Origin of the sequence: Streptomyces sp. TLI_105 (genome assembly GCF_900105415.1) — a bacterium.
Taxonomy (GTDB): domain Bacteria; phylum Actinomycetota; class Actinomycetes; order Streptomycetales; family Streptomycetaceae; genus Streptomyces.
Window position 1 is genome coordinate 3,974,981 of record NZ_FNSM01000001.1, and the last position, 25,431, is coordinate 4,000,411.

Annotated in this window: 26 protein-coding genes and 2 tRNA genes; 11 read left to right on the forward strand and 17 right to left on the reverse strand. The window is 72.2% G+C overall.

Annotation, left to right across the window (positions count from 1 at the left end; all coding sequences use genetic code 11):
* Positions 1 to 131: 131 nt before the first annotated feature.
* The 3 genes from BLW86_RS18185 (at position 132) to BLW86_RS18195 (ending at position 3,008) form a co-directional block, all read left to right on the forward strand.
* Positions 132 to 983: an RNA polymerase sigma factor SigF gene (locus tag BLW86_RS18185; protein WP_093878723.1), complete on the forward strand. Its 852-nt coding sequence runs from the start codon at positions 132 to 134 to the stop codon at positions 981 to 983.
* 235 nt (positions 984 to 1,218) lie between these two features.
* A complete protein-coding gene (locus BLW86_RS18190; protein WP_093875009.1) occupies positions 1,219 to 2,151 on the forward strand; it encodes an RNA polymerase sigma factor SigF in 933 nt (310 codons plus the stop codon).
* A 50-nt stretch (positions 2,152 to 2,201) separates the two neighbouring features.
* Positions 2,202 to 3,008: a hypothetical protein gene (locus tag BLW86_RS18195; RefSeq protein ID WP_256341349.1), complete on the forward strand. Its 807-nt coding sequence runs from the start codon at positions 2,202 to 2,204 to the stop codon at positions 3,006 to 3,008.
* Here BLW86_RS18195 and BLW86_RS18200 read toward each other — a convergent pair.
* Genes BLW86_RS18200 through BLW86_RS18210 form a run of 3 tightly spaced genes read right to left on the reverse strand, consistent with a single transcriptional unit; the run spans position 2,989 to position 5,391 of the window.
* Positions 2,989 to 3,822 carry an alpha/beta fold hydrolase gene (locus tag BLW86_RS18200; protein ID WP_218138019.1) on the reverse strand — a complete coding sequence of 278 codons (834 nt, stop codon included), beginning with the start codon at positions 3,820 to 3,822 and terminating at the stop codon, positions 2,989 to 2,991. The two genes, BLW86_RS18195 and BLW86_RS18200, sit on opposite strands and share 20 nt — an antisense overlap.
* The gene (locus tag BLW86_RS18205) at positions 3,819 to 4,391 is read right to left on the reverse strand and encodes a TetR/AcrR family transcriptional regulator (RefSeq protein WP_093875010.1); all 573 of its coding nucleotides are present in this window, start codon (positions 4,389 to 4,391) and stop codon (positions 3,819 to 3,821) included. Before BLW86_RS18205 ends, BLW86_RS18200 begins: the two co-directional genes overlap by 4 nt.
* Positions 4,392 to 4,434: 43 nt before the next feature.
* The gene (locus tag BLW86_RS18210) at positions 4,435 to 5,391 is read right to left on the reverse strand and encodes an oxidoreductase (RefSeq protein WP_093875011.1); all 957 of its coding nucleotides are present in this window, start codon (positions 5,389 to 5,391) and stop codon (positions 4,435 to 4,437) included.
* A 48-nt stretch (positions 5,392 to 5,439) separates the two neighbouring features.
* Between BLW86_RS18210 and BLW86_RS18215 the strand changes: the two genes are divergently transcribed.
* Positions 5,440 to 6,090 (forward strand): TetR family transcriptional regulator, encoded by a 651-nt coding sequence (locus BLW86_RS18215; RefSeq protein ID WP_093875012.1) that lies wholly within the window; start codon positions 5,440 to 5,442, stop codon positions 6,088 to 6,090.
* Positions 6,091 to 6,228: 138 nt separating this feature from the next.
* Here BLW86_RS18215 and BLW86_RS18220 read toward each other — a convergent pair whose 3' ends face one another.
* A complete protein-coding gene (locus BLW86_RS18220) occupies positions 6,229 to 6,462 on the reverse strand; it encodes a hypothetical protein (RefSeq protein ID WP_030685489.1) in 234 nt (77 codons plus the stop codon).
* 159 nt (positions 6,463 to 6,621) lie between these two features.
* Between BLW86_RS18220 and BLW86_RS18225 the strand changes: the two genes are divergently transcribed.
* Together BLW86_RS18225 and BLW86_RS18230 are read left to right on the forward strand one after the other, a co-directional pair.
* Positions 6,622 to 7,065 carry a MarR family winged helix-turn-helix transcriptional regulator gene (locus tag BLW86_RS18225; RefSeq protein WP_093875013.1) on the forward strand — a complete coding sequence of 148 codons (444 nt, stop codon included), beginning with the start codon at positions 6,622 to 6,624 and terminating at the stop codon, positions 7,063 to 7,065.
* Positions 7,066 to 7,079: 14 nt separating this feature from the next.
* On the forward strand, positions 7,080 to 8,699 hold the full coding sequence (locus BLW86_RS18230; protein ID WP_093875014.1) for an MDR family MFS transporter: 1,620 nt from the start codon (positions 7,080 to 7,082) through the stop codon (positions 8,697 to 8,699).
* Positions 8,700 to 8,792: 93 nt separating this feature from the next.
* Here BLW86_RS18230 and BLW86_RS18235 read toward each other — a convergent pair whose 3' ends face one another.
* The 9 genes from BLW86_RS18235 to BLW86_RS18275 all read right to left on the reverse strand — a co-directional run bounded on the left by BLW86_RS18235 (position 8,793) and on the right by BLW86_RS18275 (position 19,338).
* A complete protein-coding gene (locus BLW86_RS18235; RefSeq protein WP_093875015.1) occupies positions 8,793 to 9,566 on the reverse strand; it encodes a TetR/AcrR family transcriptional regulator in 774 nt (257 codons plus the stop codon).
* 35 nt (positions 9,567 to 9,601) lie between these two features.
* Positions 9,602 to 11,104, reverse strand: coding sequence for a DHA2 family efflux MFS transporter permease subunit (locus BLW86_RS18240; protein ID WP_093875016.1), 1,503 nt, complete (start codon positions 11,102 to 11,104; stop codon positions 9,602 to 9,604).
* Between the two features lie 75 nt (positions 11,105 to 11,179).
* Positions 11,180 to 13,393, reverse strand: a complete 2,214-nt coding sequence (locus tag BLW86_RS18245; RefSeq protein WP_093875017.1) for an ArnT family glycosyltransferase — start codon at positions 13,391 to 13,393, stop codon at positions 11,180 to 11,182.
* Positions 13,390 to 14,649, reverse strand: coding sequence for a bifunctional glycosyltransferase family 2/GtrA family protein (locus tag BLW86_RS18250; RefSeq protein ID WP_093875018.1), 1,260 nt, complete (start codon positions 14,647 to 14,649; stop codon positions 13,390 to 13,392). Before BLW86_RS18250 ends, BLW86_RS18245 begins: the two co-directional genes overlap by 4 nt.
* A gap of 25 nt (positions 14,650 to 14,674) precedes the next feature.
* Positions 14,675 to 16,243, reverse strand: a complete 1,569-nt coding sequence (locus BLW86_RS18255) for a sensor histidine kinase (RefSeq protein ID WP_093875019.1) — start codon at positions 16,241 to 16,243, stop codon at positions 14,675 to 14,677.
* Between the two features lie 5 nt (positions 16,244 to 16,248).
* On the reverse strand, positions 16,249 to 17,004 hold the full coding sequence (locus BLW86_RS18260) for a response regulator transcription factor (RefSeq protein ID WP_093878726.1): 756 nt from the start codon (positions 17,002 to 17,004) through the stop codon (positions 16,249 to 16,251).
* Between the two features lie 85 nt (positions 17,005 to 17,089).
* A complete protein-coding gene (locus BLW86_RS18265; protein WP_093878727.1) occupies positions 17,090 to 17,980 on the reverse strand; it encodes an amidohydrolase family protein in 891 nt (296 codons plus the stop codon).
* Positions 17,981 to 18,029: 49 nt separating this feature from the next.
* Complete coding sequence (locus BLW86_RS18270; protein WP_093875020.1) at positions 18,030 to 18,365, reverse strand: antibiotic biosynthesis monooxygenase family protein; 336 nt, start codon at positions 18,363 to 18,365, stop codon at positions 18,030 to 18,032.
* A gap of 106 nt (positions 18,366 to 18,471) precedes the next feature.
* The gene (locus BLW86_RS18275; protein ID WP_093875021.1) at positions 18,472 to 19,338 is read right to left on the reverse strand and encodes a DUF2797 domain-containing protein; all 867 of its coding nucleotides are present in this window, start codon (positions 19,336 to 19,338) and stop codon (positions 18,472 to 18,474) included.
* A gap of 27 nt (positions 19,339 to 19,365) precedes the next feature.
* Here BLW86_RS18275 and BLW86_RS18280 point away from each other — a divergent pair, with 27 nt between their 5' ends.
* Positions 19,366 to 19,761: a hypothetical protein gene (locus BLW86_RS18280; RefSeq protein WP_093875022.1), complete on the forward strand. Its 396-nt coding sequence runs from the start codon at positions 19,366 to 19,368 to the stop codon at positions 19,759 to 19,761.
* A gap of 42 nt (positions 19,762 to 19,803) precedes the next feature.
* On the opposite strand, the gene BLW86_RS18285 is transcribed toward BLW86_RS18280, so the two are convergent.
* A complete protein-coding gene (locus tag BLW86_RS18285) occupies positions 19,804 to 20,643 on the reverse strand; it encodes a BRO family protein (RefSeq protein ID WP_093875023.1) in 840 nt (279 codons plus the stop codon).
* 152 nt (positions 20,644 to 20,795) lie between these two features.
* On the reverse strand, positions 20,796 to 21,161 hold the full coding sequence (locus BLW86_RS18290; protein ID WP_030685515.1) for a PH domain-containing protein: 366 nt from the start codon (positions 21,159 to 21,161) through the stop codon (positions 20,796 to 20,798).
* 121 nt (positions 21,162 to 21,282) lie between these two features.
* Between BLW86_RS18290 and BLW86_RS18295 the strand changes: the two genes are divergently transcribed.
* The 3 genes from BLW86_RS18295 to BLW86_RS41540 all read left to right on the forward strand — a co-directional run bounded on the left by BLW86_RS18295 (position 21,283) and on the right by BLW86_RS41540 (position 24,153).
* The gene (locus BLW86_RS18295) at positions 21,283 to 22,230 is read left to right on the forward strand and encodes an RNA polymerase sigma-70 factor (protein ID WP_093875024.1); all 948 of its coding nucleotides are present in this window, start codon (positions 21,283 to 21,285) and stop codon (positions 22,228 to 22,230) included.
* A 91-nt stretch (positions 22,231 to 22,321) separates the two neighbouring features.
* Positions 22,322 to 23,509: an NAD(P)/FAD-dependent oxidoreductase gene (locus tag BLW86_RS18300; RefSeq protein WP_093875025.1), complete on the forward strand. Its 1,188-nt coding sequence runs from the start codon at positions 22,322 to 22,324 to the stop codon at positions 23,507 to 23,509.
* 284 nt (positions 23,510 to 23,793) lie between these two features.
* The gene (locus tag BLW86_RS41540; protein ID WP_143060260.1) at positions 23,794 to 24,153 is read left to right on the forward strand and encodes a hypothetical protein; all 360 of its coding nucleotides are present in this window, start codon (positions 23,794 to 23,796) and stop codon (positions 24,151 to 24,153) included.
* A 90-nt stretch (positions 24,154 to 24,243) separates the two neighbouring features.
* On the opposite strand, the gene BLW86_RS18310 is transcribed toward BLW86_RS41540, so the two are convergent.
* Positions 24,244 to 24,316 (reverse strand) — tRNA-Arg (locus tag BLW86_RS18310).
* 307 nt (positions 24,317 to 24,623) lie between these two features.
* Positions 24,624 to 24,714, reverse strand: a tRNA-Ser gene (locus BLW86_RS18315).
* Between the two features lie 248 nt (positions 24,715 to 24,962).
* Between BLW86_RS18315 and BLW86_RS18320 the strand changes: the two genes are divergently transcribed.
* The gene (locus tag BLW86_RS18320; protein WP_093875027.1) at positions 24,963 to 25,385 is read left to right on the forward strand and encodes an SSI family serine proteinase inhibitor; all 423 of its coding nucleotides are present in this window, start codon (positions 24,963 to 24,965) and stop codon (positions 25,383 to 25,385) included.
* Positions 25,386 to 25,431: the final 46 nt, after the last annotated feature.

A 25,431-nucleotide genomic window follows, 5' to 3' on the forward strand; every position in this document is an offset into this window, starting at 1 on the left:
CCTCAACACGGGATTATGCGGTGCTTGCACACAGTGGACATGTCTTGTGATGCTATGACCGCTTTTGACGGATGAGTTGACCGTAGTTGACCCGGTCGACCAGCAAGACCAGGCGAAGGGGTGGCGTGAACGTGCCGGCCAGTACAGCACCTCAGGTCCCGCCCCAGCCCGAGGCGGGCGGCGGTGGCCCGGAGGCCCCGCGCACGCGCCCTCAGAGCAGCCGCGGCGCCGACACCCGCGCCCTCACCCAGGTGCTCTTCGGACAGCTCAAGAACCTGGAACCGGGCACCCCCGAGCACCACCGGGTGCGCGGCGCCCTCATCGAGGCCAACCTGCCGCTCGTGCGGTACGCGGCGGCCCGCTTCCGCTCCCGCAACGAGCCGATGGAGGACGTCGTCCAGGTCGGCACCATCGGCCTCATCAACGCCATCGACCGCTTCGACCCCGACCGGGGCGTCCAGTTCCCCACCTTCGCGATGCCGACCGTCGTCGGCGAGATCAAGCGGTACTTCCGCGACAACGTACGGACCGTGCACGTGCCGCGCCGGCTGCACGAGCTCTGGGTCCAGGTGAACGGCGCCACCGAGGACCTGACGACCGCTCACGGCCGCTCCCCCACGACCGCGGAGATCGCCGAGCGGCTGCGCATCGGCGAGGACGAGGTGCTCGCCTGCATCGAGGCCGGCCGCTCGTACCACGCCACCTCCCTGGAGGCCGCGCAGGAGGGCGACGGGCTGCCCGGACTGCTCGACCGGCTCGGCTACGAGGACCCCGCGCTCGCCGGCGTCGAGCACCGCGACCTCGTCCGGCACCTCCTCGTCCAGCTGCCCGAGCGGGAGCAGCGGATCCTGATGCTGCGCTACTACAGCAATTTGACCCAGTCTCAGATCAGTCAGGAGCTCGGCGTCTCCCAGATGCACGTGTCAAGGCTCCTCGCCCGCAGCTTCGCCCGCTTGAGATCCGCAAACAGGATCGAGGCGTAACCAGAACGGGTAGACCGGTTCGGAGCAGTTCTCACCCGGCCCAAATGCCGTACACCCCTTGTTTCCTGCGGAAATGTACCGTCGCCGTGTCGACAAGTCACTACAGCGTGTTGCCGACATGTGACATTCTGCTGGAACCGAGTTTGCCGCAGCCCCGCCGCCGGTATTCAGGTGGAGGCTGCGTTCCTCAGATGGTCGCGGCCACCGCGACCGTCCGCGACCTCAAGGGGGTGGCATGTCCACAGAACTGGGCAGCTCGAAGGTGCTCACGCTCACGCCCGTTCCCGTGCCCACGCAGACGACGGCGCCGACCGCGGCCGACGGCACGGAGACCGTGAACACCGCTGGGACCACCGAGACCGCGCCTCCGCCGATGGTCGTCACGTCCGGGGCCCTCGACACCCGCACCCTCTCGCGCTCCCTCTTCCTGCGGCTGCGCGCCCTCGACGCCGAAGGAGCCGCGGCCGACAGCCCGGAGCGGACCTACGTCCGCGACACCCTCATCGAGCTCAACCTCCCGCTCGTGCGCTACGCGGCGGCCCGCTTCCGCTCCCGCAACGAGCCGATGGAGGACATCGTCCAGGTCGGCACCATCGGCCTCATCAAGGCGATCGACCGCTTCGACTGCGAACGGGGCGTCGAGTTCCCGACGTTCGCCATGCCCACCGTCGTCGGCGAGATCAAGCGCTTCTTCCGCGACACCTCGTGGTCGGTGCGGGTCCCGCGCCGGCTCCAGGAGCTGCGCCTCGCCCTGACCAAGGCCAGCGACGAGCTCGCACAGAAGCTCGACCGCTCCCCCACCGTGCCCGAACTCGCCGCCGTGCTCGGGGTGTCGGAGGAGGACGTGGTCGACGGCCTCGCCGTCGGCAACGCCTACACCGCCTCCTCGCTGGACTCCCCCTCGCCCGAGGACGACGGCGGCGAGGGCTCCCTCGCGGACCGCCTCGGCTACGAGGACACGGCCCTCGAAGGCGTCGAGTACCGCGAGTCACTCAAGCCCCTGCTCGCCAAACTTCCGCCCCGGGAACGGCAGATCATCATGCTCCGCTTCTTCGCGAACATGACGCAGTCGCAGATCGGCGAGGAGGTCGGCATCTCCCAGATGCACGTCTCGCGTCTCCTCACCCGCACCCTCGCCCAGCTGCGCGAGGGCCTCATCTCCGACTGACTTCCGGAAAAACCCGGTTTGTTGACGGCTCGTCAGCCAGACTGGGGCGTATGAGGCGCAGGAAGCCGGTACTCGTGGCGGTGGCGCTCTGCCTCGGCGGGGCGCTGACCGCGTGCGGCGGCGGAGGAGACGACGAGGGGTACGCGGCGGTCGGCGCCGGCCCCTCCCCGAGGGGCCCGGTCACCCCTTCGGGCGCGGTCACCCTGGTCCCCCTGGAGAGCCCTTCGGCGAGCGGGACGACGTCCAGCACCTCCTCCCCGTCGCCCGCGGCGCCCGGGACGCCAGAGACGGCCTCCACGGGCGGGAGCGGGGACTTCCCCAGCCCGTCCGGGACTTCCGGGACCCCTGGGTCCTCCGGGACCTCAGCCGCCTCAGGCGCCCCCGGGTCTTCCAGCACGAGTACGGGATCGGGTACGGGATCGACGACCGCGCCCGGTCGCGGAGGGACCGGCACCGGCGCCCCGCCCCGCACCCCCTCCACCACGCCCGGCCCCACGCCGCCCGGCACCGGCACGCCCCCGGCGTCGCCCTCGCCGACCCCCGCGCCCGGGCCCGCCGTGCTCACCGTCTCCTCGCCCAGCCTCGCCGACGGCGACCGGCGCTGGTGCCAGCGGGTCACCGTGACCTTCCGCAACACCGGTGGCTCCGCGGCCACTTCGGGGACGGTCGGCTTCGCGACGCACATCATCGGCCTGCTCGGCACCGACTGGGGGACGGTCCCCTCCAGTCAGCCGCTGCCCGCGCCGATCGCCGCGGGGACGGCACGGACGCAGACGTACACGGTGTGCGTGGACTCCTGGCGGGTGCCGCTCGGCATGCGGATCGACACCCGCGAGGTCACTGCCACATGGCGCTGACCAGCACCTTCGCGAACTCGACCGGGTGCTCCACACAGCCCACGTGGCCGCCCGGGAACTCCGCCCGCACGGCGCCGGTCAGCTCGGCGAGCCGTCGGGCCGGTCCGACGAGCGCCTCCTGATCCGTGGACTCCTCGCCGACGCCCAGGACCAGCTTCCCGGCGGCGGCGCGCAGCCCCTCCAGATCGGGGGCGGAGGAGGAGAAGGGGACCAGGACGTGCTCCAGGAAGACCGGCATGTTGGCGGCCATGCGGGAGGCCATCGGCCGGAGGGAGGCGGGCAGTTCGCCGCCCTGCCGCTCCGGCTTCCGGCCGTCAGGCGTCTCGGAGAAACGTGCCATCGCCGGCCCGAGCCCCTGCGTGCGGTGCAGCTCGCGCACCTCGGCGAAGTGGTCGCGGTACGGAGCCGGGTCGGCGAGCAGCTCCACGAGGGGCGGCTCGTGGGCGACGAGTCGGCGCACCCGGTCCGGGCGGGCGGCGAGCAGGGAGAGGGCGACGATGCCGCCGGAGCTGCTGCCGAAGACGTACGCGGGCTCGTCCGGGGAGACCGCGTCCAGGACGGCGAGGGCGTCGTCGCGCCAGTCGGCCACCCGCTGGTCGGCGAGGGGCCCGTCGAGCGGGCTGCGCGACAGACCGCGCTGGTCGTACGAGACCACGGTGTGCCCGGCGTCCGCGAGGAGGCCGGCCATCCCTTCGAAGAGCCCGGCGTCCCCGGCGCCGCCGGGGACCAGCAGCAGCACGGGGCCGCTGCCCCGGGTCTCGTACCGCAGGGTGGCCCCCGGGACCTTCACCGTGCCGACGTCGATGACGTTCACGAACCGTTCCCCCAGTTCTCCAGGACGTGGTGGAGCGCCTCCAGCGAGCGCGCCCAGGATGCGGCGACGGGGCGGGAGTGCGCGAAGCCGCCGCCCAGTTCGAGGTGGACGTAGCCGTGGAAGGCGCTGCGGAGCAGGCGTCCGGCGTCGGTGAGGTCGGGTTCCCGGAGGCCGTAGCCGCGCAGCATGCCGTAGGTGAGCTCGACGGCCCGCAGGAGGACGGTGGTGTCCTCGATCTCCTCCGGCTCGATCCGCTGCTGTGCGGCCGCGTACCGCCCGGGGTGCGCGAGGGCGTAGTCGCGGTAGGCGTCGGCGAAGGCGACGAGTGCCTCCTTGCCGGACCGGCCGGCCACGGCGGCGCCGATGGCGTCGTTCATCTCGCCCGAGGCGAGGAGCGCGAGCCGGACCCGCAGGTCGCGCAGGTTCCTGACGTGCGAATAGAGGCTCGCGTCCTTGACCCCGAAGCGGCGCGCCAGGGCCGAGACGGTGACCTTGTCGAGGCCGCTCTCGTCCGCCATCTCGGCGGCGGCCCGCACGAGGCCGTCGACGGTGATTCCCGCGCGCACCATGGGACCCTCTTCCCTAGATCTCCTAGGAATGAGGCTAGTGGCCCTAGGTTCGATCCGCCAGGGGGTATTCACGCCCCAGGTAGCGCACTCCCGTCAGGCGCTCCGACTCCTCCCACAGCCGGCGGCCCGTCCCGGGGTCGGCCGCCGCCTCGGAGAGGCGCACGCGGGTCGGGGCGCCCCGCAGCTCGCCCATGCCGTCCGGGCCGATGAACTCGCCGCCCGCGACGGACGCGTCGGTCGCCGCGTACAGCTGGGGCAGCGCGCCCCGCTCCGGTCGCTGGGCGAGCAGCGGATTGCCGATGCGTCCGAAGAACAGCTTCGCCAGACCGGAGGTGTCCTTCATCTGGAGGTTCGTGGCGGTGTAGCCCGGGTGGGCGAGCACGCTGCGGACGGGGCTCGCGGTCGCGGCGAGGCGGCGGTGCAGCTCCTTGCCGAAGACGGCGTTGGCGAACTTGCTCTGGTTGTAGAAGGCCATGGGCGTGTAGCCGCGCTCGCCGCTCAGGTCGTCGAAGCGGAGGCTGCCCTGCCGGTGGTTGATCGAGCTGACCGTGACCACCCGCGGGTCGGTCCCGGCGGCGAGCAGGTCGAGCAGCAGACCGGTGAGCGCGAAGTGGCCGAGGTGGTTGGCGGCGAACTGGACCTCGTGGCCCTCGGGGGTGAGCGTGCGGGGCGGCGCCATCACGCCCGCGTTGTTGACGAGCACGTCGAGGCGCGGATGCTCCGCGCGCACGCCGTCGGCGAAGGCGCGCACCGAATCGAGGTCGGCGAGGTCGATCCGCCGTACGACGAGGAAGTCCCGGTCGGCTCCCGCCGCCGCGAGGTCCTCGGCCACCCGGTGGCCCTTCTCCTCGTCCCGTACGGCGAGGATCACGCGCCCGCCCCGCCGGACGAGCGCGCGCGTGGTGGCGAGGCCGAGACCGCTGTTGGCCCCGGTGACGACGAAGACCCGTCCGGTCTGGTCCGGGATGAGGTCGGCGGTCCAGCGCTGCTTCTCAGTCATGCGGCACACGTTGCCGCTCATGTCACCGAGTGTCAAGCATGACTATGGATGTCAGCGAAGGCACCGCGTTACCATCGCACCGTGACCACCCGCCCCGAGTCGACCCTCGCCCAGCGCAAACGCCAGCTCGTCGCGACCGAGCTCACCGAGGCGGCGCTCCAGCTGTTCGCCCTCAAGGGCTTCGACGCCGCGACCGTCGACGAGATCGCGACCGAGGCCGGGGTCTCCAAGCGGACCTTCTTCCGGTACTTCGCGTCCAAGGAGGACGTGGTCGTCCAGTTCCTGGCCGGCATGGGCGCCGACATGCGCGCCGCGCTCGCCGACCGGCCCGCCGGCGAGCGCCCCTCCGAGGCGCTGCGGCACGCCGTCTCCGTACCGCTGGCCGCCTGCGGCGACCACGCCGAGCGGGTCCTGCCGGTGGTCCGGCTGATCCTGCGGACCCCTTCCCTCCTCGCGCGCTTCCTGGAGCACCAGGCGGAGTGGCGCGAGGACCTGGCGGAGGAGCTGGGGGCCCGTCTGGGACGCGATCCCGAGGCCGACCTCCGACCCCGGCTCGCCGCGGGCATGGCCCTGACCGCCTTCGACGCCGTACTGCGCCGGTGGAGCGCCGGCGAGGCCGCGGAGGTCACCGAGGATCCGGTCGCGCTGCTCGGGGAGGCCTTCGCGGTGCTCACCCCTGCGCTGGACGCAAGCCCGTGAGCCGTGAGTCCGCGCCCGAGTCGTGAGCCCGTGAGCCCGCGTCATGAGCCGTAAGCCCGTAAGCCCGTAAAAGAAAGGTGGGCCGGGTCCGCTCGCTGCGGATCCGGCCCACCCGGGGCGTGTGGTCGGTACGGAGGGTCAGCCCAGCGCCAGCCAGGCGACGGCCGCCAGGACGACGATCACCGCGACGACGCCGACGATCAGGCCGACGCGCGGACCGCCCGACGCGGCCGCGGCCTGCGGCTGCTGCCGCTGCGGGGTGCCCTCGTCGACGAAGGCGCGGAACATCTGCGTGCTGCCGGCGGGGTCGTAGCCCTCGGGACCCTGAGGGGGCTGGCCCTGGCCGTACGGTGCTTGGGGGTTGTGTGCCATGGGCCAGGACCCTAGCGAAGTCGGGATGGGGGGCCCAAGCCCCGGCTCCGACGATCCGCCTTTGCCGATTCTTTAGCGCCGTTTGACCGATTTAGTTTGCCTGAAGCAACCATCCATCTCTATGGTTGCCCTAAGCAACAAGATGGACGGGGGTGCCCGATGGCGACACGGAACAGATACGAGGAACTCGCCCGCTCGGTGAGCGCGATCGGCGCCGTGAAGCGCGGCCTCGCCCGTGTCCTGCCCGTCGACTGCCAGGGCGGCTCGGCCGCCGTGCTCGCCCTGGTCCACCACCACGGCGCCATGCGGACGAGCAAGCTCGCCGAACTCATGGCCGTCGACATGTCGGTGTGCAGCCGCCATGTGGCCCACACCGTGGAACACGGCTGGATCGAGCGACTGCCCGACCCGGCCGACAAGCGCTCCCGCATCCTGCACCTCACGGAACCGGGCCACGCGATGCTCGACGAGCTCGACCGCCGAGTGACCGAGGCCTTCTCCCGCCACCTCGCGGAGTGGACCGACGACGACGTCGACCAGCTCACGCACCTGCTCGCCCGCCTCCGCGACTCCTTCGGGGACTGCCGGGCCCACCACGCTTGAGAAAAAGGAAGTTCATGGCCACGACCACGCCCGACACCGGTGCGCGGAACGGCGTCACCGGTACCGGCGGTGGCGGCGAGACCGCCCCGATGACACACCGGCAGATCATGGAGGCGCTGTCCGGGCTGCTGCTCGGCATGTTCGTCGCCATCCTGTCCTCGACGATCGTCTCCAACGCCCTCCCCCAGATCATCACCGACCTGGGCGGCGGCCAGTCCGCCTACACCTGGGTGGTGACCGCCGCCCTCCTGGCGATGACCGCGACCACCCCGCTCTGGGGCAAGCTCGCCGACCTCTTCTCCAAGAAGCTGCTCGTCCAGATAGCCCTGATCGTCTACGTCGCGGGCTCGGTCGTCGCGGGTCTCTCGCAGAGCACCGGCATGCTCATCGCCTGCCGTGTCGTCCAGGGCATCGGCGTCGGCGGTCTGACCGCCCTCTCCCAGATCATCCTGGCCGCGATGATCGCCCCGCGCGAGCGCGGCCGGTACAGCGGCTACCTCGGCGCGACCTTCGCCGTCGCCACCGTCGGCGGCCCGCTGCTCGGCGGCGTCATCACCGACACCGACTGGCTCGGCTGGCGCTGGTGCTTCTACGTCGGCGTGCCCTTCGCGATCATCGCCCTGATCGTCCTGCAGAAGACCCTGAAGCTCCCCGTCGTGAAGCGCCAGGTCAAGGTCGACTGGGCCGGCGCCTTCTTCATCAGCGCCGCCGTCTCCCTGCTCCTCGTCTGGGTCACCTTCGCGGGCGACAAGTACGACTGGATGTCCTGGCAGACGGCCGCCATGGTCGGCGGCTCGGTCCTCCTCGGCGCGGTCTTCGTGCTCGTCGAGTCCAAGGCGAGCGAGCCGATCATCCCGCTCCGCCTCTTCCGCAACCGGACGATCACCCTCGCCTCGCTCGCCTCGCTCGCCGTGGGCGTCGCGATGTTCGCCGGCACGGTCTTCTTCAGCCAGTACTTCCAGCTCGCGCGGAACGAGTCGCCGACGATGTCCGGCGTCCTCACCATCCCGATGATCGGCGGCCTGTTCGTCTCCTCCACCGTCTCCGGCCTCGTCATCACCAAGACCGGCCGCTGGAAGGCGTGGCTGGTCAGCGGTGGCGCCCTGGCCGCCGGCGGCCTCGGCCTGCTCGGCACGATCCGCTACGACACGGCGTACTGGCACATCGCGCTCTTCATGGCGGTCCTCGGCCTCGGCCTCGGCATGATGATGCAGAACCTGGTGCTCTGCACCCAGAACCAGGTGGCCCCCGCCGACCTCGGCGCCGCCTCCTCCGTCGTCACCTTCTTCCGCTCCCTGGGCGGTGCGATCGGTGTCTCGGCGCTCGGCGCGGTCATGGCCCACCGGGTCACGGACTACGTCAAGGAGGGCCTGGCCGAGCTCGGCCCGAAGGCCGCGGCCGCCATGGGCAAGGGCGGCTCGGGCGGTGGCATCCCCGACATGGACAAGCTGCCGGCCCCGATCCGCACGGTCATGGAGGACGCGTACGGCCACGGTGTCGCCGACGTCTTCCTCTACTCGGCGCCGTTCGCGCTGCTCGCCTTCGTGGTGACGCTGTTCATCAAGGAGGTCGCGCTGAAGAGCAACGCGGCGAAGACCGACGAGAAGGTCGACGAGAAGGTCGACGCCGAGTAGGAGAGCTCCCGGCAGCGCTTCGAGCGGAGGCGCGGCCGGGTCGGGTACGGAGCGGCGGGCAGGGGACGGCCCGCCGCTCCGTCATGTCCGTCCTCAGGTGCCTTCGGACTCGCGCGCGACCATGGCCTCGATGCCGGCGATCAGGACGTCCAGGGCGTAGTCGAAGTCGCGGTCCCAGAGGGCGCCGAGGTCGTCGTGCGAGGTCCGCTCGTCGAGGATCTCCCTCAGGCCCTCGATCTGGTCCGTGAGCTCCGGGTCCTCCCGGAAGGCGTTCACCGAGTCCACGTAGAACTCGTCCTGCGACATCCCGGCCTCCGCCGCGCGCCGGCCGAACTGGGACTCGATCGTCCCGTAGCCGTACACGAACTGGAAGACCGCCGACATCGCGCTCGGCCGGCGGTCGAGGGAGAGGCCGGTCTCCTTGATCGCGTCGTGGATCTTGTGGCCGACGGCGATCGAGTTCGGGCCGATGTTGAGGTACTGGCCGGCGCTCGGCGACATCCACCCGTGGCGGACGAGCATCCGCCGGTAGTCCAGGGCGAGCAGGCGGATCCGCTCCCGCCAGTCCCCGGCGGCGTCGACCGCCGCGAGGTCGATCTCGCCGTAGACGCTGTCCATGGCGTACTCGAGGATGTCGTCCTTGGTGTCCACGTACCAGTACAGGGACATGGCCGTGACGCCCAGTTCGGTCGCGAGCTTGCGCATCGACAGCTTGGCGAGGCCCTCCTCGTCGAGCATCCGGACCGCGGCGGCGACGATCCGGTCCCGGTCGAGCCCGGCCGGACCCCCGCCGCTGCGGGTGGCCCGCTTCTCCAGCCACACGCTGGAACGCGCCGGGTTCTTGGCCCGATCGGCTGCCTTGACCATCGCGTTCCTCCGTCTGTCAGCGGTCCGTCACCATGCTAGGCAGCCACCGGCTGCTCGGGCGTCAGGGCCTTCTCCGTCCGCTCGGCCCGCTTCAGCAGGGCCGCCGCGAGCAGACCGCCCGCGAAGACGGCGATCGCGCCGACGAGCTGGCTGCTCTGGAGGCCGGAGGCGAAGGCGTCGGAGATCTGCCGCCGCTCGGCCTCGCCGCCTGCGGCGGCCAGGGCGGCCGGGAGCGAGGTCGCGGTCACGGCGACGAGCGCGGCGAAGCGGGCGTTGAGCACGGCGCCGAGGACGGCGACGCCCAGGCCGTTGCCGAACTCGGCCAGGGTGCCGTTGATCCCGGCACCCACGCCCGCCTTCTCCGGCGGGATCGCGCTCATGAGGGCGTTGGCCATGGCAGGCGAGGAGACGGCGATCCCGAAGCCCATCAGGACCAGGCCGAGCAGCATCCCCCAGTAGCTGCCGTCCGTGCCGCCGCCGAGCAGCGCGATGGAGGTGAGACCGGCGGCGACCAGCGTCATGCCGAGGACGACGGTGGGCGGGGTGCCGAGCTTCATGACGATCTTCGGGCCGACGCCGGTCAGGTTGAGGCCGACGATCGTCAGGGCGAGCGGTGCCATCCGGAGGCCGGCTTCGAGCGGCTCGTAGCCGAGGACGAACTGCAGGTGCTGGGTGAGCAGGAAGAGCGAGCCGCCCATGCCGAAGACGACCAGGATCGAACCGCCGACGGCACCGATGAACTTCTGGTTCCGGAAGAAGTGCATGTCGAGCATCGGGTACGGGGTGTGCAGCTCCCACAGCGCGAAGGCACCGAGTCCGAGGAGGCCGACGGCCGCCGGGACCAGGACCTGGACGGAGATCCAGCCGTGCTCGGGGCCGCTGATGATCGCGTACACGACGGCGGTCATGCCGATGGTGGAGAGCAGCGCGCCCAGCAGGTCGGGGCGCTCGCCCTGGGGGTTCTTGGACTCGGGGACGAGCTTGAGGACGGCCACGAGGGCGACCACCGCGACCGGGATGTTGATCAGGAAGATCATTCCCCACCAGAAGTGGTTCAGGATCACACCGCCGATCAGCGGGCCGCCGGCGAAACCGAGCGAGGCGACCGTGGACCAGAGCGCGATGGCCTTGACCCGCTCCGAGTCGTCGAAGATCTGCATCACGACGGCGAGGGTGGTGGTCATCAGGAGCGCGCCGCCGACGCCCATGCCCGCGCGGGCGGCGATCAGCTGCGCGGTGGAGTCGGCGAGACCGGCGGCGAGCGAGCCGAGGCCGAAGAGCGCGAGGCCGGCGACGAGGAGCTTCTTGCGGCCGTAGCGGTCGGCGGCGTTGCCGGCGGTGAGCAGCAGGCCGGACTGGACGAGCGAGTACGCGTTGATCATCCACTGGATGTCGGAGGTGGACGCGTGGAGTTCGGAGGTCAGGGAGGGGATGGCGACGCTGAGCACGGTGTTGTCGAGCAGCACCGTGAGCTGGGCGAGGCAGATGACGCCGAGGATCAGCCAGCGCTGGGGGTGGCCGCCGGTGGCCGCTGTCATGGGCGTGACTCCTTATACGGTGTACGAGGGGAAGGCTCGTACACCGTACAAGGAGCCTCGTACGCTGTATAGCGGTTATTTCCTCTCGGTCAGGTCGTAGAAGGCGGCGCCGCCGATCGTGGTCTTCTCGAAGGTCTCCGAGACCCAGGTGGAGATCTCGGAGTTGCCGCCGCCGGGACCGCCGCCACCGCCCGTGCCGCCGATGAAGTAGTGGATCCTCCCCTCGGCGACGTACTGCTGGAACCGGGCGAGCGTCGGGGAGGGGTCGCTGCCGTTGAAGCCGCCGATCGCCATGACCGGCTTCTCGGTGGCGAGCTGGTAGCCGGCGGCGTTCTGCGCGCCGATCGTGGCCGCGACCCAGGTGTACGCGTTGGCGTCCTTGAGGAGGGCGGCCTTCGCCTCCGCACCGACACTGGCGCCGTTGAGCAGACCGCCCATGCCGCCGTTCATGCCGCCGCCCATGCCGCCGTTCATGCCGCCGCCCATGCCGCCGCGCTCGCCGCCTGGGCCGCCGCCCAGGGCCTGGCCGTTGCCCGGGGCCTGAGCGCCGGGGGCTTGGCCGTTGCCCGGGGGCTGACCGCCCGGGGCCTGGCCGTTGCCGGGCATCTGACCGCCGGGGGCCTGACCGTTGCCGGGGGCCTGGCCGTTGCCCGGAGCCCGGACGCCGCCGTCCGGGGCCTGGCCGCCGAAGGCCGACCTGCCGTTCATCGGGCCCCGGCCGCCCATGCCGCCGCCCGCCGGGCCCGCCGTCACGATCGAGCCCTGGTGTCCCGCGTCCACCGTCGCCAGGGTGTACGCGAACGGCCCCGCGAGCCCCGCCGCCAGGCCGAGCCCCGCCACCCCGAGCCCGAGGCGACGGTCGACCCGGCCCGCGAACAGCAGCCCGAGGGCCGCGACGACGCCCGTCACCAGGACCGTCGAGCGCAGCCACGGCAGCCAGTCCGGCGTACGGCCGAGCAGCGTCCAGGCCCACCAGGCCGTCACCGCCACCGTCACCGCGAGCGCCGCCGAGGCGGGCCACCGGGTCCGCTCCTCCCACAGCACGGCCGCGCCCATGCCGACCAGCGCCGCGAGGTACGGGGCCAGGGCCACCGTGTAGTACTCGTGGAAGATGCCGGCCATGAAGCTGAAGACGGCGAGCGTCATCAGGAGCGAGCCGCCCCACACCAGGAACGCCGAACGTGCCGTGTCCGTGCGGGGCGCCCGCCAGGTGACGACGAGTCCGGCGACCAGCAGGAGCAGCGCGGCCGGCAGCAGCCAGGAGATCTGACCGCCGACCGACTCGTTGAACATCCGGGCGATCCCGGTCTCTCCCCAGCCGCCACCGCCACCGCCGCCGAGGCGAACGGGCAGCTCCATGCCTGCCGGCAGGTTCTCGGCCGTCCCGCCGGGACCGCCCCGGCCCCCGCCGCCGACGCTGCCGACCTCGTCGCCGTTGAGGCGGCCGAGACCGTTGTAGCCGAAGGTCAGCTCCAGGAAGCTGTTGTTCTGCGAGCCTCCGACGTACGGACGGGAGGACGCCGGCCACAGCTCGACCAGGGCCACCCACCAGCCCGCCGAGACGAGCATCGCGAGCCCGCCCAGGGCGAGCCGGCCGAGCCGCCGCCCGAACCCGCCCGGCGCGCACACCAGGTACACCAGCGCGAGCGGCGGAAGGATCAGGAAGGCCTGGAGCGTCTTCGCGAGGAACGCGACGCCGAAGGCCACGCCCGCCCACACGAGCCACCGCGCGGCGCCCCGGTCCCGCTCCAGGGCACGCAGCACGCAGTACACCGCGACCGTCATGAGCAACGCGAGCAGCGCGTCCGGGTTGTTGAAGCGGAACATCAGCGCGGCGACCGGCGTCAGCGCGAGGACCGCGCCCGCGATCAGGCCCGCGCCGGCGGAGAACCGGCGCCGGACGGCCGCGTGGAGCACGGCGACCGTGCCCACCCCCATGAGCACCTCGGGCACGAGGATCTGCCAGGAGCCGAGCCCGAAGAGGCGGACGGAAAGCGCCATCGGCCAGAGCGCGGCCGGCGGCTTGTCGACGGTGATGGCGTCGGCCGCGTCGAGGGAGCCGAAGAAGAAGGCCTTCCAGCTCTGGGAGCCCGCCTGGACGGCGGCGGAGTAGAAGGAGTTGGCGTAGCCGGAGGCGCTCAGGTTCCACAGGTAGAGCAGCGCGGTGGCGGCGAGCAGGCCGAGGAGGGCGGGCCGGACCCAGGGGCGGTCCTCGGCCCGTCCGCGCCACAGCCGGGCGAGCCGGCCGGTGCGGGGCGCCGCATGGACGGCGGTGGGCAGGGTGGTCATCGGTCGTTCCTTGAGGTCGGCCGCTCGGGGAAGACCCAGAGGCGGAAGAGGAGGAAGCGCAGGACGGTCGCGGCGAGGTTGGCGACGATCAGGACGGCGAGCTCGGTGGAGTGCGCCGGATCGCCGGTCGCCGCGCCGAGGGCGGCGAGCGAACCGCTCGTCAGGGCGAGGCCGATGGCGAAGACCACGAGCCCCTGCGCCTGGTGGCGGGCGGCCCGGTCCCGGCCCCCTACGCCGAAGGTGAGGCGCCGGTTGGCGGCCGTGTTGGCGACGGCGGAGACGAGGAGGGCGGCGGCGTTGGCGAGCTGCGGGCCGACGCCGAGCCGGAAGGCCGAGTACAGCGCGAGATAGCAGAGCGTGGACAGGACTCCGACCACGCAGAAGCCGACGAGCTGGCGGGCGAGGCCGCCCGGCACGCCGTTCAGCTCACGGTCCCGGGGGTCGTCGCCGAACGGCCGGGCGAGCCGGTCGAGGGGCAGCGAACCGGTCGCGAGGGCCCGCCCCACCCGCCACACGCCCTTCAGGTCGTCGGTCGCCGTCCGCACGATGTGGACGGTCGAGTCGGGGTCGTCGACCCAGTCCACCGGCACCTCGTGGATGCGCAGCCCGGCCCGCTCGGCGAGGACCAGCATCTCCGTGTCGAAGAACCAGCCGGTGTCCTCGACCATCGGCAGGAGCCGCTCGGCGACCTCCCGCCGTATCGCCTTGAAGCCGCACTGCGCGTCGGAGAACCGGGCGGCGAGCGAGGAGCGCAGGATCAGGTTGTAGGCGCGCGAGATGAACTCCCGCTTCGGCCCGCGCACCACCCGCGAGGAGCGGGCGAGCCGGGAGCCGATCGCCAGGTCCGAGTGGCCGGAGATGAGCGGCGCGACCAGCGGGAGCAGCGCGTTGAGGTCGGTGGACAGGTCCACGTCCATGTAGGCCAGGACGGGCGCGTCCGAGGCCGACCACACGGTCCGCAGCGCCCGGCCGCGGCCCTTCTGTTCGAGCCGTACGGAGCGCACCTCGGGCAGCTCGGCCGCGAGGGCGGCGGCGACGGCGGGCGTGGTGTCGGTGGAGGCGTTGTCGGCGACGGTGACGCGGAAGCCGTACGGGAAGGTCCTCAGGAGGTGCTCGTGGAGCCGGCGGACGCACGGCTCCAGGTCCTTCTCCTCGTTGTAGACGGGGATCACCACGTCCAGGACGGGCCGTCCGGCGACGTCCACCGGCAGGTGCTCCCGGGCGGGGAGGGCTTCCTCGATGGTGTGGGTTGGCATGCTCCGACACTCGCCGGGGCCGCTGTCACGGCTGTGTGATGAGCCTGTGGCCTGCCTGTGAGTCCGGTGCGACGTCCGGTGCGACGCCCTGCCCGACGCCCTGCGCGACGGGCAGCCGGACGGTGAAGACGGTCCGGCCGGGGGCGCTCTCGACGCCCACCTCTCCACCGTGCGCGAGCACGACCGCGCGGACGATGGCGAGGCCGAGGCCGGTGGATCCGGCGTGCCGGGAGCGGGAGGCGTCACCGCGCGCGAAGCGCTCGAAGACGGCGGGGAGCAGTTCGGGCGCGATGCCGGGGCCGTCGTCCTCGATCTCGACGAGGACGGCCGAGGCTTCCCTGCGGACACGGGCGGTGACCTTGGTGCCGGGCGGGGTGTGGGTGCGGGCGTTGGCGAGGAGGTTGACCAGGACCTGCTGGAGCCGGGCGCCGTCGGCCCGTACGGCCGGGCTGTCCGTGGGCAGTTCGAGGCGCCAGTGGTGCTCGGGTCCGGCGGCACGGGCGTCGCTCACGGCGTCCACGACGAGCGGGACGAGGTCGGTGGTCTCGTACGAGAGGGGGCGGCCGGCGTCGAGCCGGGCGAGCAGCAGGAGGTCCTCGACCAGACCGGTCATCCGGGTCGCCTCGGACTCGATCCGGCCGAGGGCGTGTCGGGTGTCGGGGCCGCACTCCTCGCGACCGCGCCGGGTGAGCTCCGCGTACCCCCGGATCGAGGCGAGCGGGGTGCGCAGCTCGTGGCTGGCGTCCGCGACGAACTGCCGGACCCGGGTCTCGCTCTGCTGGCGGGCGTCGAGGGCCGAGTGGACGTGGTCGAGCATCCGGTTGAGGGTCGCGCCGACCTGACCGACCTCGGTGCGCGGGTCGGCCTCCGCCTCCGGGACCCGCTGATGGAGCGCCACCTCCCCGCTGTGCAGGGGGAGCCGGGCGACCTGGCGGGCGGTGGCGGCAACCCGGCGCAGCGGGCGGAGGGCGACCCGGACGAGCACGGTCCCGGCGAGCGAGGCCGCGACGAGCCCGGCACCGGTGACGCTCAGCTCGACGAGGACGAGGGTGGAGAGGGCGTCCTCGACCTCGGCGAGGGGGATGCCGGTGAGGAATGTGCCGTGGGCCCCGACGGCGTACTCGACCCGGTACGCGCCGAGTCCGCCGGGCAGGTCGACGGTGTGCGGCCGGCGGTCACGGGGGACGGCCGCGAGCACGGCCCGCTGGCCCGCGTCGAGTGCGGTGAACCGGATGTTCCGCTCGTACGGCCCGCTGCCCGCGGCCTCCGCCGAGTACCCGGCCGAGGTCACCTCGCCGTCCACGAGGACCGCGCCGAGGGTGCCGATGGGGGCGCCGGGCCCCTGGACGAAGGCGAGGGGTTCCTTCAGGCGGACCGAGTCGAGCGGGCCGGGCGCCGGGGCCACCACGACCGGCGGCCCCGCCGCCCGGTCCGCGACGGTGTGGACCTGCTCGTCGGCCTGTGCGTACAGGTACGAGCGGAACGCGATGGTCGTCACCGTCCCGATCACCGCCGCGACGACCGCGATCAGCGCGACCGCCGAGACGACGAGCCGCGTCCGCAGCGACCACGGCCGCCCTCGTCGTACGCGCACGGGGGCTACTCCCCCGGCTTGATCAGATAGCCGGCCCCGCGCCGGGTGTGGATCATCGGCGAGCGGCCGGCGTCGATCTTCCGGCGCAGGTAGGAGATGTAGAGCTCGACGACGTTGGCCTGGCCGCCGAAGTCGTACGACCAGACCCGGTCGAGGATCTGCGCCTTGCTGAGCACCCGCCGCGGATTGCGCATGAGGTAGCGCAGCAGCTCGAACTCGGTCGCCGTGAGGTGGATGGAGTCGCCGCCCCGGGTGACCTCGTGGCTGTCCTCGTCGAGGGTCAGGTCCCCCACGACGAGCAGTGACTCGCTGCGCGTCTGCGCGGCCCCGGACCTGCGGATGAGGCCGCGCAGCCGGGCCACGACCTCCTCCAGGCTGAAGGGCTTCGTGACGTAGTCGTCGCCGCCGGCGGTGAGCCCGGCGATGCGGTCCTCGACGGCGTCCTTCGCGGTCAGGAACAGCACGGGCACGTCGGGCAGTTCACGGCGGATCGAGCCGAGCAGGCTCAGCCCGTCGACGTCCGGGAGCATGACGTCGAGGATGACGGCGTCGGGCCGGAACTCGCGCGCGGAGCGGAGGGCGGCGGCCCCGTCCCCGGCGCTGCGGACCTGCCAGCCCTCGTAGCGCAGGGCCATGGAGAGCAGCTCGGCGAGCGAGGCCTCGTCGTCGACGACGAGGACCCGGACGGCGGTCCCGTCGGCGCGGAGCATGTCGGCGTGGGCGCCGGTGCGGGCGCTGGTGCTTCGCGTGATCACGGTCATGGATCCCACGGTGGGGGCCGCCGCTGAGAGGCCTCTTTCCCTTTCCTGTGAATTCCCTGAGAAAGGACCCGAAGGACTCGGCTGCTCACCGTTTCACGTGAAACATCGCGGCACCGTTCTCGTACAGGACCCGCCGGAGCCAGTCGTCCCCGAGCCCGAGGCGTTCGAGGGCGTGGAGCTGGTGGGCGTACGGATACGGGATGTTCGGGAAGTCCGAGCCGAGGAGGATCCGGTCGCCGAGGTCGAGGAGCCGCTTGCGCTCGGCTTCGGGGAAGGGCGCGAGCCGCTCGCTGAAGTCGGTGAAGGCCATGGTGGTGTCGAGGTGGACGCCCTCGTACCGCTGGGCCAGGTTCAGGAAGTCGCCGTATTCGGGCATCCCCATGTGCGCGACGATCACCCGCAGCCTCGGGTGCCGCGCGAGCAGCCGCCCCATGGGCCCGGGCCCGGTGAAGTTCCCCGGGGTGGGCCCGGAGCCGCAGTGCACGACGACGGGGGTGCCGCTGTCGGCGAGGGCTCCCCAGGAGCTGTCGAGTTCGATGTCGGTCGGGTCGAAGCCGCCCACCTGGAGGTGCACCTTGAACACCCGGGCGCCGGCGTCGAGCGCCCGGTGCACGTACGTGGTGACGTCCGGCTCGGGGAAGAGGGTCGCGGTGTGCAGACAGTCGGGGGTGCGGGCCGCGAAGTCGGCGGCCCAGGAGTTCAGCCAGGCGGCCATGCCGGGCTTGTGCGGGTAGAGCATCGCGGTGAAGGCGACCACGCCGAACCCGCGCAGGAGGGCGAGCCGGCGCTCCTCCTCCTCGCGGTAGGTGATGGGCCACTCCACGCCGGTGAGGGGTCCGACGGCGTCGAAGTACGCCCAGACCTTGTCGAGGACGTTCTGCGGCATGAAGTGCGTGTGCACGTCGACGAGACCGGGAATTCCGAGCCGCTCCACCAGAGCCGGGATGTCGAGGGCCGGAGTGGCAAGGGCCGGGATGTCGCGGGCCGGAGTGGCAAGGGCCGGGATGTCGCGGGCCGGAGTGGCGTCACTCTCGCTCAAAGCCGTAGCTCCGCTCGACCTTGCCGATGTGGACGCTGTAGCTGTCGTACCAGTGCTCCCGCCCGTACGCCTTGGCGGCCTGGTGCTCGGTGTCGAGGCGCCAGGCGTCGAGGGACTCCAGGTCACGGAAGTAGGCGACGGTGATGCCGATGCCGCCGGGGGTGCGGGCGCTCTCGTAGCCGAGGAAGCCGGGGATGTCCCGGACGATCTCCTGCATCCGGGTGGAGGTCTCGGCGTAGCCCTCGGGGGCGTCGGTACGGACGGAGGTGAACACGGCGGTGTAGTAGGGCGGTTCGATGCCCGCCACGAGCTTCTGGGTCATGTGATCACCCTCGCCGGGGCGGCGGCGGGATGTCCACGGCGCCCCGGGAAAGGGATCCAAGACTTTACGAAGACCGCCCGACCACGAACCAGGGCGGATGCGGAGGTCAGAAGAGCCCCTCCTGGGCGCTCTCGACCCCCGGAACCGCCGCCGTCACCGGCACCGAGAAGCCCTCCTCCTCCCCCGCGGCCTCCAGGATCCAGCCGCGCATGAGCCGGGTGTCGAGGACGAGGCAGCGCCCGTCGGGGGCGAGGAGGTGCAGGTCGGGCCCGGCGGCGGCGAGCAGCCGCCCGGTGACGACGCCGCCGCCGACGAGCTCGGCGACCGTGCCGTCGAGGCGCGGCAGCCCGTCGAGCCGGAACGCCCCCGCATGGTCCCGTGCGGCGAACTCCAGCGGCTCCAGGGTCTCCGTCCAGCCGCCGACGGCCCGCGCGCGCCGGTACAGCTCCTCGACCTCGCGGGCCCGCTCCCCGGCGGGCGGCAGGGCGTGCCGGGCGGCCCGCTTGCGCTCGTACGCCACCCGGTCGGGCACGCCGAGGGCCTGCCGCAGCACCTCCTCGGTGCGCCGGGCGGCCATCAGCGGGCCCCGGCCGAGCCAGCTGAACGCGACGGCCCCCTGCTCCAGGAGCCGGGCCTCGCCACGGGCCTCGGCGGTGATCCCGACCTTGGTCATCCCGGGCCCGAACCAGGCCAGGTAGACGCGGTACGGCTGAGGGTCGTCCGCGACGGTGTCGGCCGCGACGGAGTGGGCCCGGTCGAGCCGCGCGCACTCCGGGCACCGCCCGCCGGTGGACCGGCCGGGCACGACGGCCTCCAGGGGGCAGGGGTTTCCCCGGGCGCCGGGGCACCGCCGGACGCCGACGGCCCGGAAGGCGAGCCGCTGCCCGTACGCGAGCGTGCTGACGCGTCCGCCCCGCCACCGCAGCCCGGGCACTCCGCCGGCCCAGTCGATCCCCCGAGACCACCACTCCACGCCGCCGCGCCTCCCTATGCTCCCCGGATGCCGTCCAGTCTCCGTCACATCCGTTTCCAGTCCCCGGTCCGGAGTCCCCGGGGCCACCACCCCGGCGTCTTCGGCCTGGCCAACGCGCTGGCCGGGGAGGGAAGACTCTCCTCCGAGGAGTGGGCGGTCTGGCGCGCGTCGAACGACTGGTACGACGCGCACTTCCCGAACCCGTCGGCGGTGGACCCGACGGTCTACGACCCGGCGGTGAACCCGGGCGCCGCCGCCTGGTTCCGGCCGACGGCCACCGAGGCGCTGGCCCGGGTCGCCCCGTACCTGCGCATCCTGCGGGACCACGGCGTGCCCTGCGTGCGCCTGGAGTCGGCGGACCCGGGCCGGATCGTGTACGCGGACGCGTACCAGGTGGTGGCGGTGGGGCCGGCCGGCGCGTGAAGGCCCGGGCCCGCGGCGGCACGTCAGGACAGGCCGTACGCGTCAGGGCAGGACGTAGATGCGGGTGCCGTCCGGGGCCGGGGTGCCCACCTCGCGCATGCAGCCGCGTTCGAGGAGGAGCCGGACGCAGTCCCGGACGCGTTCGCCGGAGAGGCCGGTGCGGCGGGTGACGTCCTGGGGCCGGTAGCGCACCCCGCCCCGTACGAGCGCGGGCGCCAGGCAGGAGGCGACCGTCCGCATGTCCCCGGTGATGGCCCAGGACTCCACGAGCTCCTGCGGCGTGAGGGCGACGGCGGCGCCGGTGCGCTGGCGGGGCACGGCGAGCCGCTCCAGGGAGTCGGCGACCCTGGAGAGGCTCTGCCGGGTCTCGCGGAGCAGCTCCGCGTACTCGGTGTGCTCGACGTACGCGACGGCCTGCTCGTCGAACCGTCCCTCGAGCCGTACGAGGACGTCGACGAGCTCCGGCGGCAGCAGGAACCCGGCGTGCACCGGCGAGGGTTCGAGCCCGTACCCGCCGTACCGCTGGACCGCGGCCACGACTCCCGCCGTCCACGCCCGGAACGGCCCGGCCTCGGGTCTCCGGCACGCTCCGACGAGCTGCACGAGTCCCTCCAGGCTCACCATCCGGGTCGACGCCCGGATCCCGGTGGACCGGCCGGGGTACCCCGTGCCCCCGACTTCGCCCCCGCCGAGCTCCCGTGCGGCCGCGAGGCACTCCTCGGGCAGGGTCACGGTCCGCAGCGCCTCCCGCGTCCCCGCGTATCCGAGGCGCTTCGCCACGTCCACCACCGGGAACCAGTGGGTCCCGTCCGGCGCGGTCAGCCGCCGCAGGGGCGCTCCGGTGGCGGCGTGCACCAGGTCATCGATGTCGATCGCATCCATCGATCATCACCTCCGCCTCGCAAGCTAGGCCGAGGGCATATTCAACTGACATGCAAATCAGACAGGTTCACCCAAAAGGGGAGGGTTCTCGGCGAGTCTGCCGAGAACCCTCCCCTCCGTGTGCCCGGCTACGTCCGCCCGGCTCCGTCTGCCTACTTGGCGACGAACTGCGTGAGGATCGCCTGCACCTCGTAGATGTCGACCCCCTTGGTGAAGGTCTTCTGGATCGGCAGCTGGCTGCCCGAGATCCAGATCTTCAGCTCGGCGTCCAGGTCGAAGGTGCCGGCCGTCTCGACGGCGAAGTGCGTGATGCTCCGGTAGGGGATCGAGTGGTACTCGACCTTCTTGCCGGTGATCCCCTGCTTGTCGACCAGGACGAGCCGCCGGTCGGTGAAGAAGATCGTGTCGCGGATCAGCAGGTACGCGGCGTGCACCTGTTCTCCCTGGCCGAGCAGCCGCGCGAAGTCCTGCTGCGCCTGCGCCGGATCGATCGCGTGCGCGTTCCCGAAGAGCGCCATGCCCCAAACCCCCACATCCGATGAGAAAGAAAGATCATCCGACCCTAACCCCCGCCCGGGAAAGCCCGCTACGGTCCTGCGGGCCTGCCGCCGCGCATCCACCCGGACTAGGATCCGGACCATGGCTCTGACCATGAACGACGTGGACCGGTTCGAGGCCTCCCGGCCCCGCCTGGAGGCGATCGCCTACCGCCTCCTCGGCTCGGCGAGCGAGGCCGAGGACGCCGTGCAGGACACCTTCCTGCGCTGGCAGGCCGCCGACGTCGACCGCGTCGAGGTCCCCGAGGCCTGGCTGACGAAGGTCCTCACCAACCTCTGCCTCAACCAGCTCACCTCGGCCCGCGCCCGGCGCGAGACCTACGTCGGCGAGTGGCTGCCCGAGCCGCTCCTCGCCGGCGACCCGATGCTCGGCCCCGCCGACACCGCCGAGCAGCGCGAATCGGTCTCGTACGCGGTCCTCGCCGTCATGGAGCGCCTCTCCCCCAACGAGCGCGCGGTGTACGTGCTGCGGGAGGCCTTCGACTACCCGCACCGGGAGATCGCCGAGATCCTCGACATCACCGAGGCCGCCAGCCAGCAGATCTTCCACCGCGCGAAGAAACACGTCGCCGCCGGCAAGGCCCGCACCGAGATCGACGAGGCCGAGGCCCGCCGGATCGTCGAGGAGTTCCTCGCGGCCGCCACCAGCGGCCGCACCGAGCCGCTCGTACGGCTGCTCACGGGCGACGCCGTCGCGATCGGCGACGGCGGCGGCAAGGTCCCGGCGCGCGCCAAGGCGTTCGAGGGCGCCCTCGCGGTCGCGACGTTCATGCGCGGCCTGTTCAAGCCCGGCATCGCCAAGCGCAAGGTGATCGGCGGTTCGCCCGACGTCTACGCGACGACCGCCAACGGCTCCCCCGCCGTCGTGGCCGTGCTCGACGGCCGGGTCGTCGGCGTCATGTGCCTGGAGGTCACCGCCGAGGGCATCACCGCCTTCCGCAACCAGGTGAACCCCGACAAGCTCGAACGCGCGACGAGGCACTGGGCGGCCTCCGACCACGGCGCCCCCCTGGTGGAAGCCGCCTTCTAACTCCTGTGACCCACGTCACATCCCGCGCCTGTCAGGAATCGTCGGGCTGCCCGGTTCAAGGGTCGACACCGCGCGAGACAGGAGCAGGCACATGCAGCAGCACCGCATCATCGTCCTCGGAGCCGGCTACACCGGAGCCATCGCCGCCGGACGCCTCGCCAAGCAGCTCCACCGCGAGGACGTCGCCATCACCCTGGTCAACCCCGAGCCCGACTTCGTCGAGCGCGTCCGGCTGCACCAGCTGGCGGTCGGCCAGGAGCTCCCGCACCGGCCCTTCAGCGAGATGTTCGCGGGAACGGGCGTCGAACTGAAGCTGGCGACGGTGACGGCCGTCGACGCCGAGCGCCGGACCGTCGCCGTCACCGCCGGGAACACCGCCGAGGAGCTGGAGTACGACACCCTCGTGTACGCCCTCGGCAGCGGCTGGAACACCCGGGGCGTCCCCGGCACCGCCGAACACGCCCACGAGATCGCCGGCCGCCCCGGGGCGCTCCGGCTGCGCGAGCGCCTGGCCGCCCTGGAGGCCGGACAGTCCGTGGTCGTCGTCGGCGGCGGCCTCACCGGCCTGGAGGCCGCGACCGAGATCGCCGAGGCCCGCCCGGACCTCGCCGTCACGCTCGCCGCCCGCGGCGAACTCGGCGACTGGCTCTCGGACAAGGGCCGGCGGCACGTACGGAAGGTCTTCGCCGGCCTCGGCATCACCGCACTCGAACACACGGCGGTCACCGCGGTCGAGGCGGACCGCGTCCTCACCGCCGACGGCCCGGTCCCGGCCGCGGTCACCGTGTGGACCACCGGCTTCGCCGTCCACCCGATCGCGCGCGCCACCACCCTGGAGGTCACCGGCAACGGCCAGATCGTGGTCGACGGGACGATGCGCTCGGTCTCGCACCCGGACGTGTACGCCGTCGGCGACGCGGCCCTGGCCATGGGCCCGGGCGACAAGCCGCTGCGGATGTCGTGCGCCACGGGCACCCCCATGGCCTGGCAGGCGGCCGACGCCATCGCGGCCCGCCTCACCGGCGGCAAGGTCCCGAAGGCCCACCTGCGCTACTTCAACCAGTGCATCTCGCTGGGCCGCAGGGAAGGCCTGATCCAGTACGTCACCGCCGACGACCGCTCCGTCCGCGCCGCCCTGACGGGCCGGCTCGCCGCCGGCTACAAGGAACTGATCTGCAAGGGCGCGGCCTGGGGCGTGGCCCACCCGAAGCTCGGCCTCCGCACCCGCCCCCGCCGCGTCCTGAACCACCGCCCCACCCCGGTCGAGGCCACGGCCTGACCCCACTCCGGAAACCGATGAGGGACGACCGACCCGCTCTCGGCACATCAGGCGAACGGACGCCGGAAGCCGGGAGCGGAGTCGCGCGCCGGAGCGCGTGGTCCGACCCTGAGGAAATGAACGAACCCCCCTCGGGGCAGGAGCCCCGCCCAGATCCGTATCAGCAGCCGTGGGGGCAGGGCGCGCAGCAGCCCCGCACGGGGGCCGGCCGGGAGCATCCGCCGGTTGGTGGCGCCCCTTATGGAGCAGCTCCGCCAAGAAGGAAGCGGCGGAAGTGGCCATGGGTGCTTCTCATCCTGGTCCTGCTAGCGGCAGGAGGGTGCGTAGCCATCATCGCCGGCATCTCCCACGAGGTGTCGAAGGACGTCACCGTGGAGTACGCAGTCACCGGCAACGCGCGAGACGTGACCATCGCCTACTCCGTCTGGAACGACGACGGCATCTCCACAAGATCCGAAACCGTCAAGAAGCTGCCGTGGCGGAAGACCCTGAAGACGAAGGGCTTCATGAAGGGCGGATCGCTGCTCATCAGCCTCAGCGGATCAGGAGGCACCGCCACGTGCTCGGTGGCCGTGGACGACGACCCGCCAAAGACGGCCACTGCCTCGGGGCCATCAGCAGCAGCCACTTGCAGCGGCTTCTGAGCCGGCCCGGAGTTCCAGCGACAGGACGTTGATGTCACCCGCTGATGCCAGAGGCCCCCTGGACGATGTCCAGGGGGCCTCTGATCTGTGTGCACTCGGCAGGATTCGAACCTGCAACCTTCTGATCCGTAGTCAGATGCTCTATCCGTTAAGCTACGAGTGCTTGTTTTCAGTTCTTGTCTCCGTTCTCCGGCCCTTTCGGCCCGCTGTCCCGGCGACAGGAAGAACATTACATGAGTCCCGCCGTCATGTGAAATCCATTCCCCTCACCCCTTGTGACCTGCGAAAACTCCACGGAGGGGGTGGGGCGGGGGTCGGCGGGGGAGCCGTCACGGTGGGGGCGGGCGGGGTGGAAATCCCTGGAAAGAGACCGGGGTCACATCATCGAGGGGCGAAGGCGGGGAGCGCGCTCGGAGACCGGGCCGGGAACGGCCGAAGCCCCGGCTTCGGGGCCGGGGCTTCGGTAGGGGCGGAGGCGGAGGGATTTGAACCCTCGATGGGCTTTAAGACCCAAACCGCATTAGCAGTGCGGCGCCATAGACCGGACTAGGCGACGCCTCCTCGCACCTCACGCATGCGCGGGTGGTGCGTGCAGATGATGACACAGGCGAACCGGCTGTCACCAATCGATTCTCACCGTACTAGTCCTCCGGGGTCCAGGGCAAAGCCCAGCGGACCCCCCGTGCCGTTCCCGTCACCCCCGCCCGGCGCACCCCGCTTGCGCAACGCGGGGGCGCCCGGAGCGTTAGAGGGGGCGGGCGCGTCGTGCATCCGCGCTCGTCGTGCTTCCCGTGCACCTGGAGATCCGCATGCTGCGCAGTCTCGTCCTCGCGACCCTCGCCACCGCCGCCGTCGGGACCGCCGGTCTCGGCCCCCTGCCGCCGGCGCTGTTCTCGTCGCCCGACACGCTGACCGTCACGGTCGAGAAGAGCGGCGACCCGCGCGCCGACGGCACCTTCCGGCTGACCTGCGGCGACCGTGCCGAGGGCGATCACCCGGCCGCCGAGGACGCCTGCAGGCGCCTGGGGCAGCTGGCGAAGGAGGGCGGCGATCCGTTCCGGCCCGTCCCCCGGGACCAGATGTGCACCCAGGTGTACGGCGGGCCCGCCCTCGGCCACGTCACCGGCGTCTGGCAGGGCCGCGAGGTGAACGCCGGCTTCTCCCGGACAAACGGGTGCGAGATCGACCGCTGGCAGAATCTGGAGCCATTGCTTCCCCTCGTCCGGGGGTGACGCCCGGAGGCTCCCTTAGACTCCCCTCAGTGACAGGCTGCGGCCC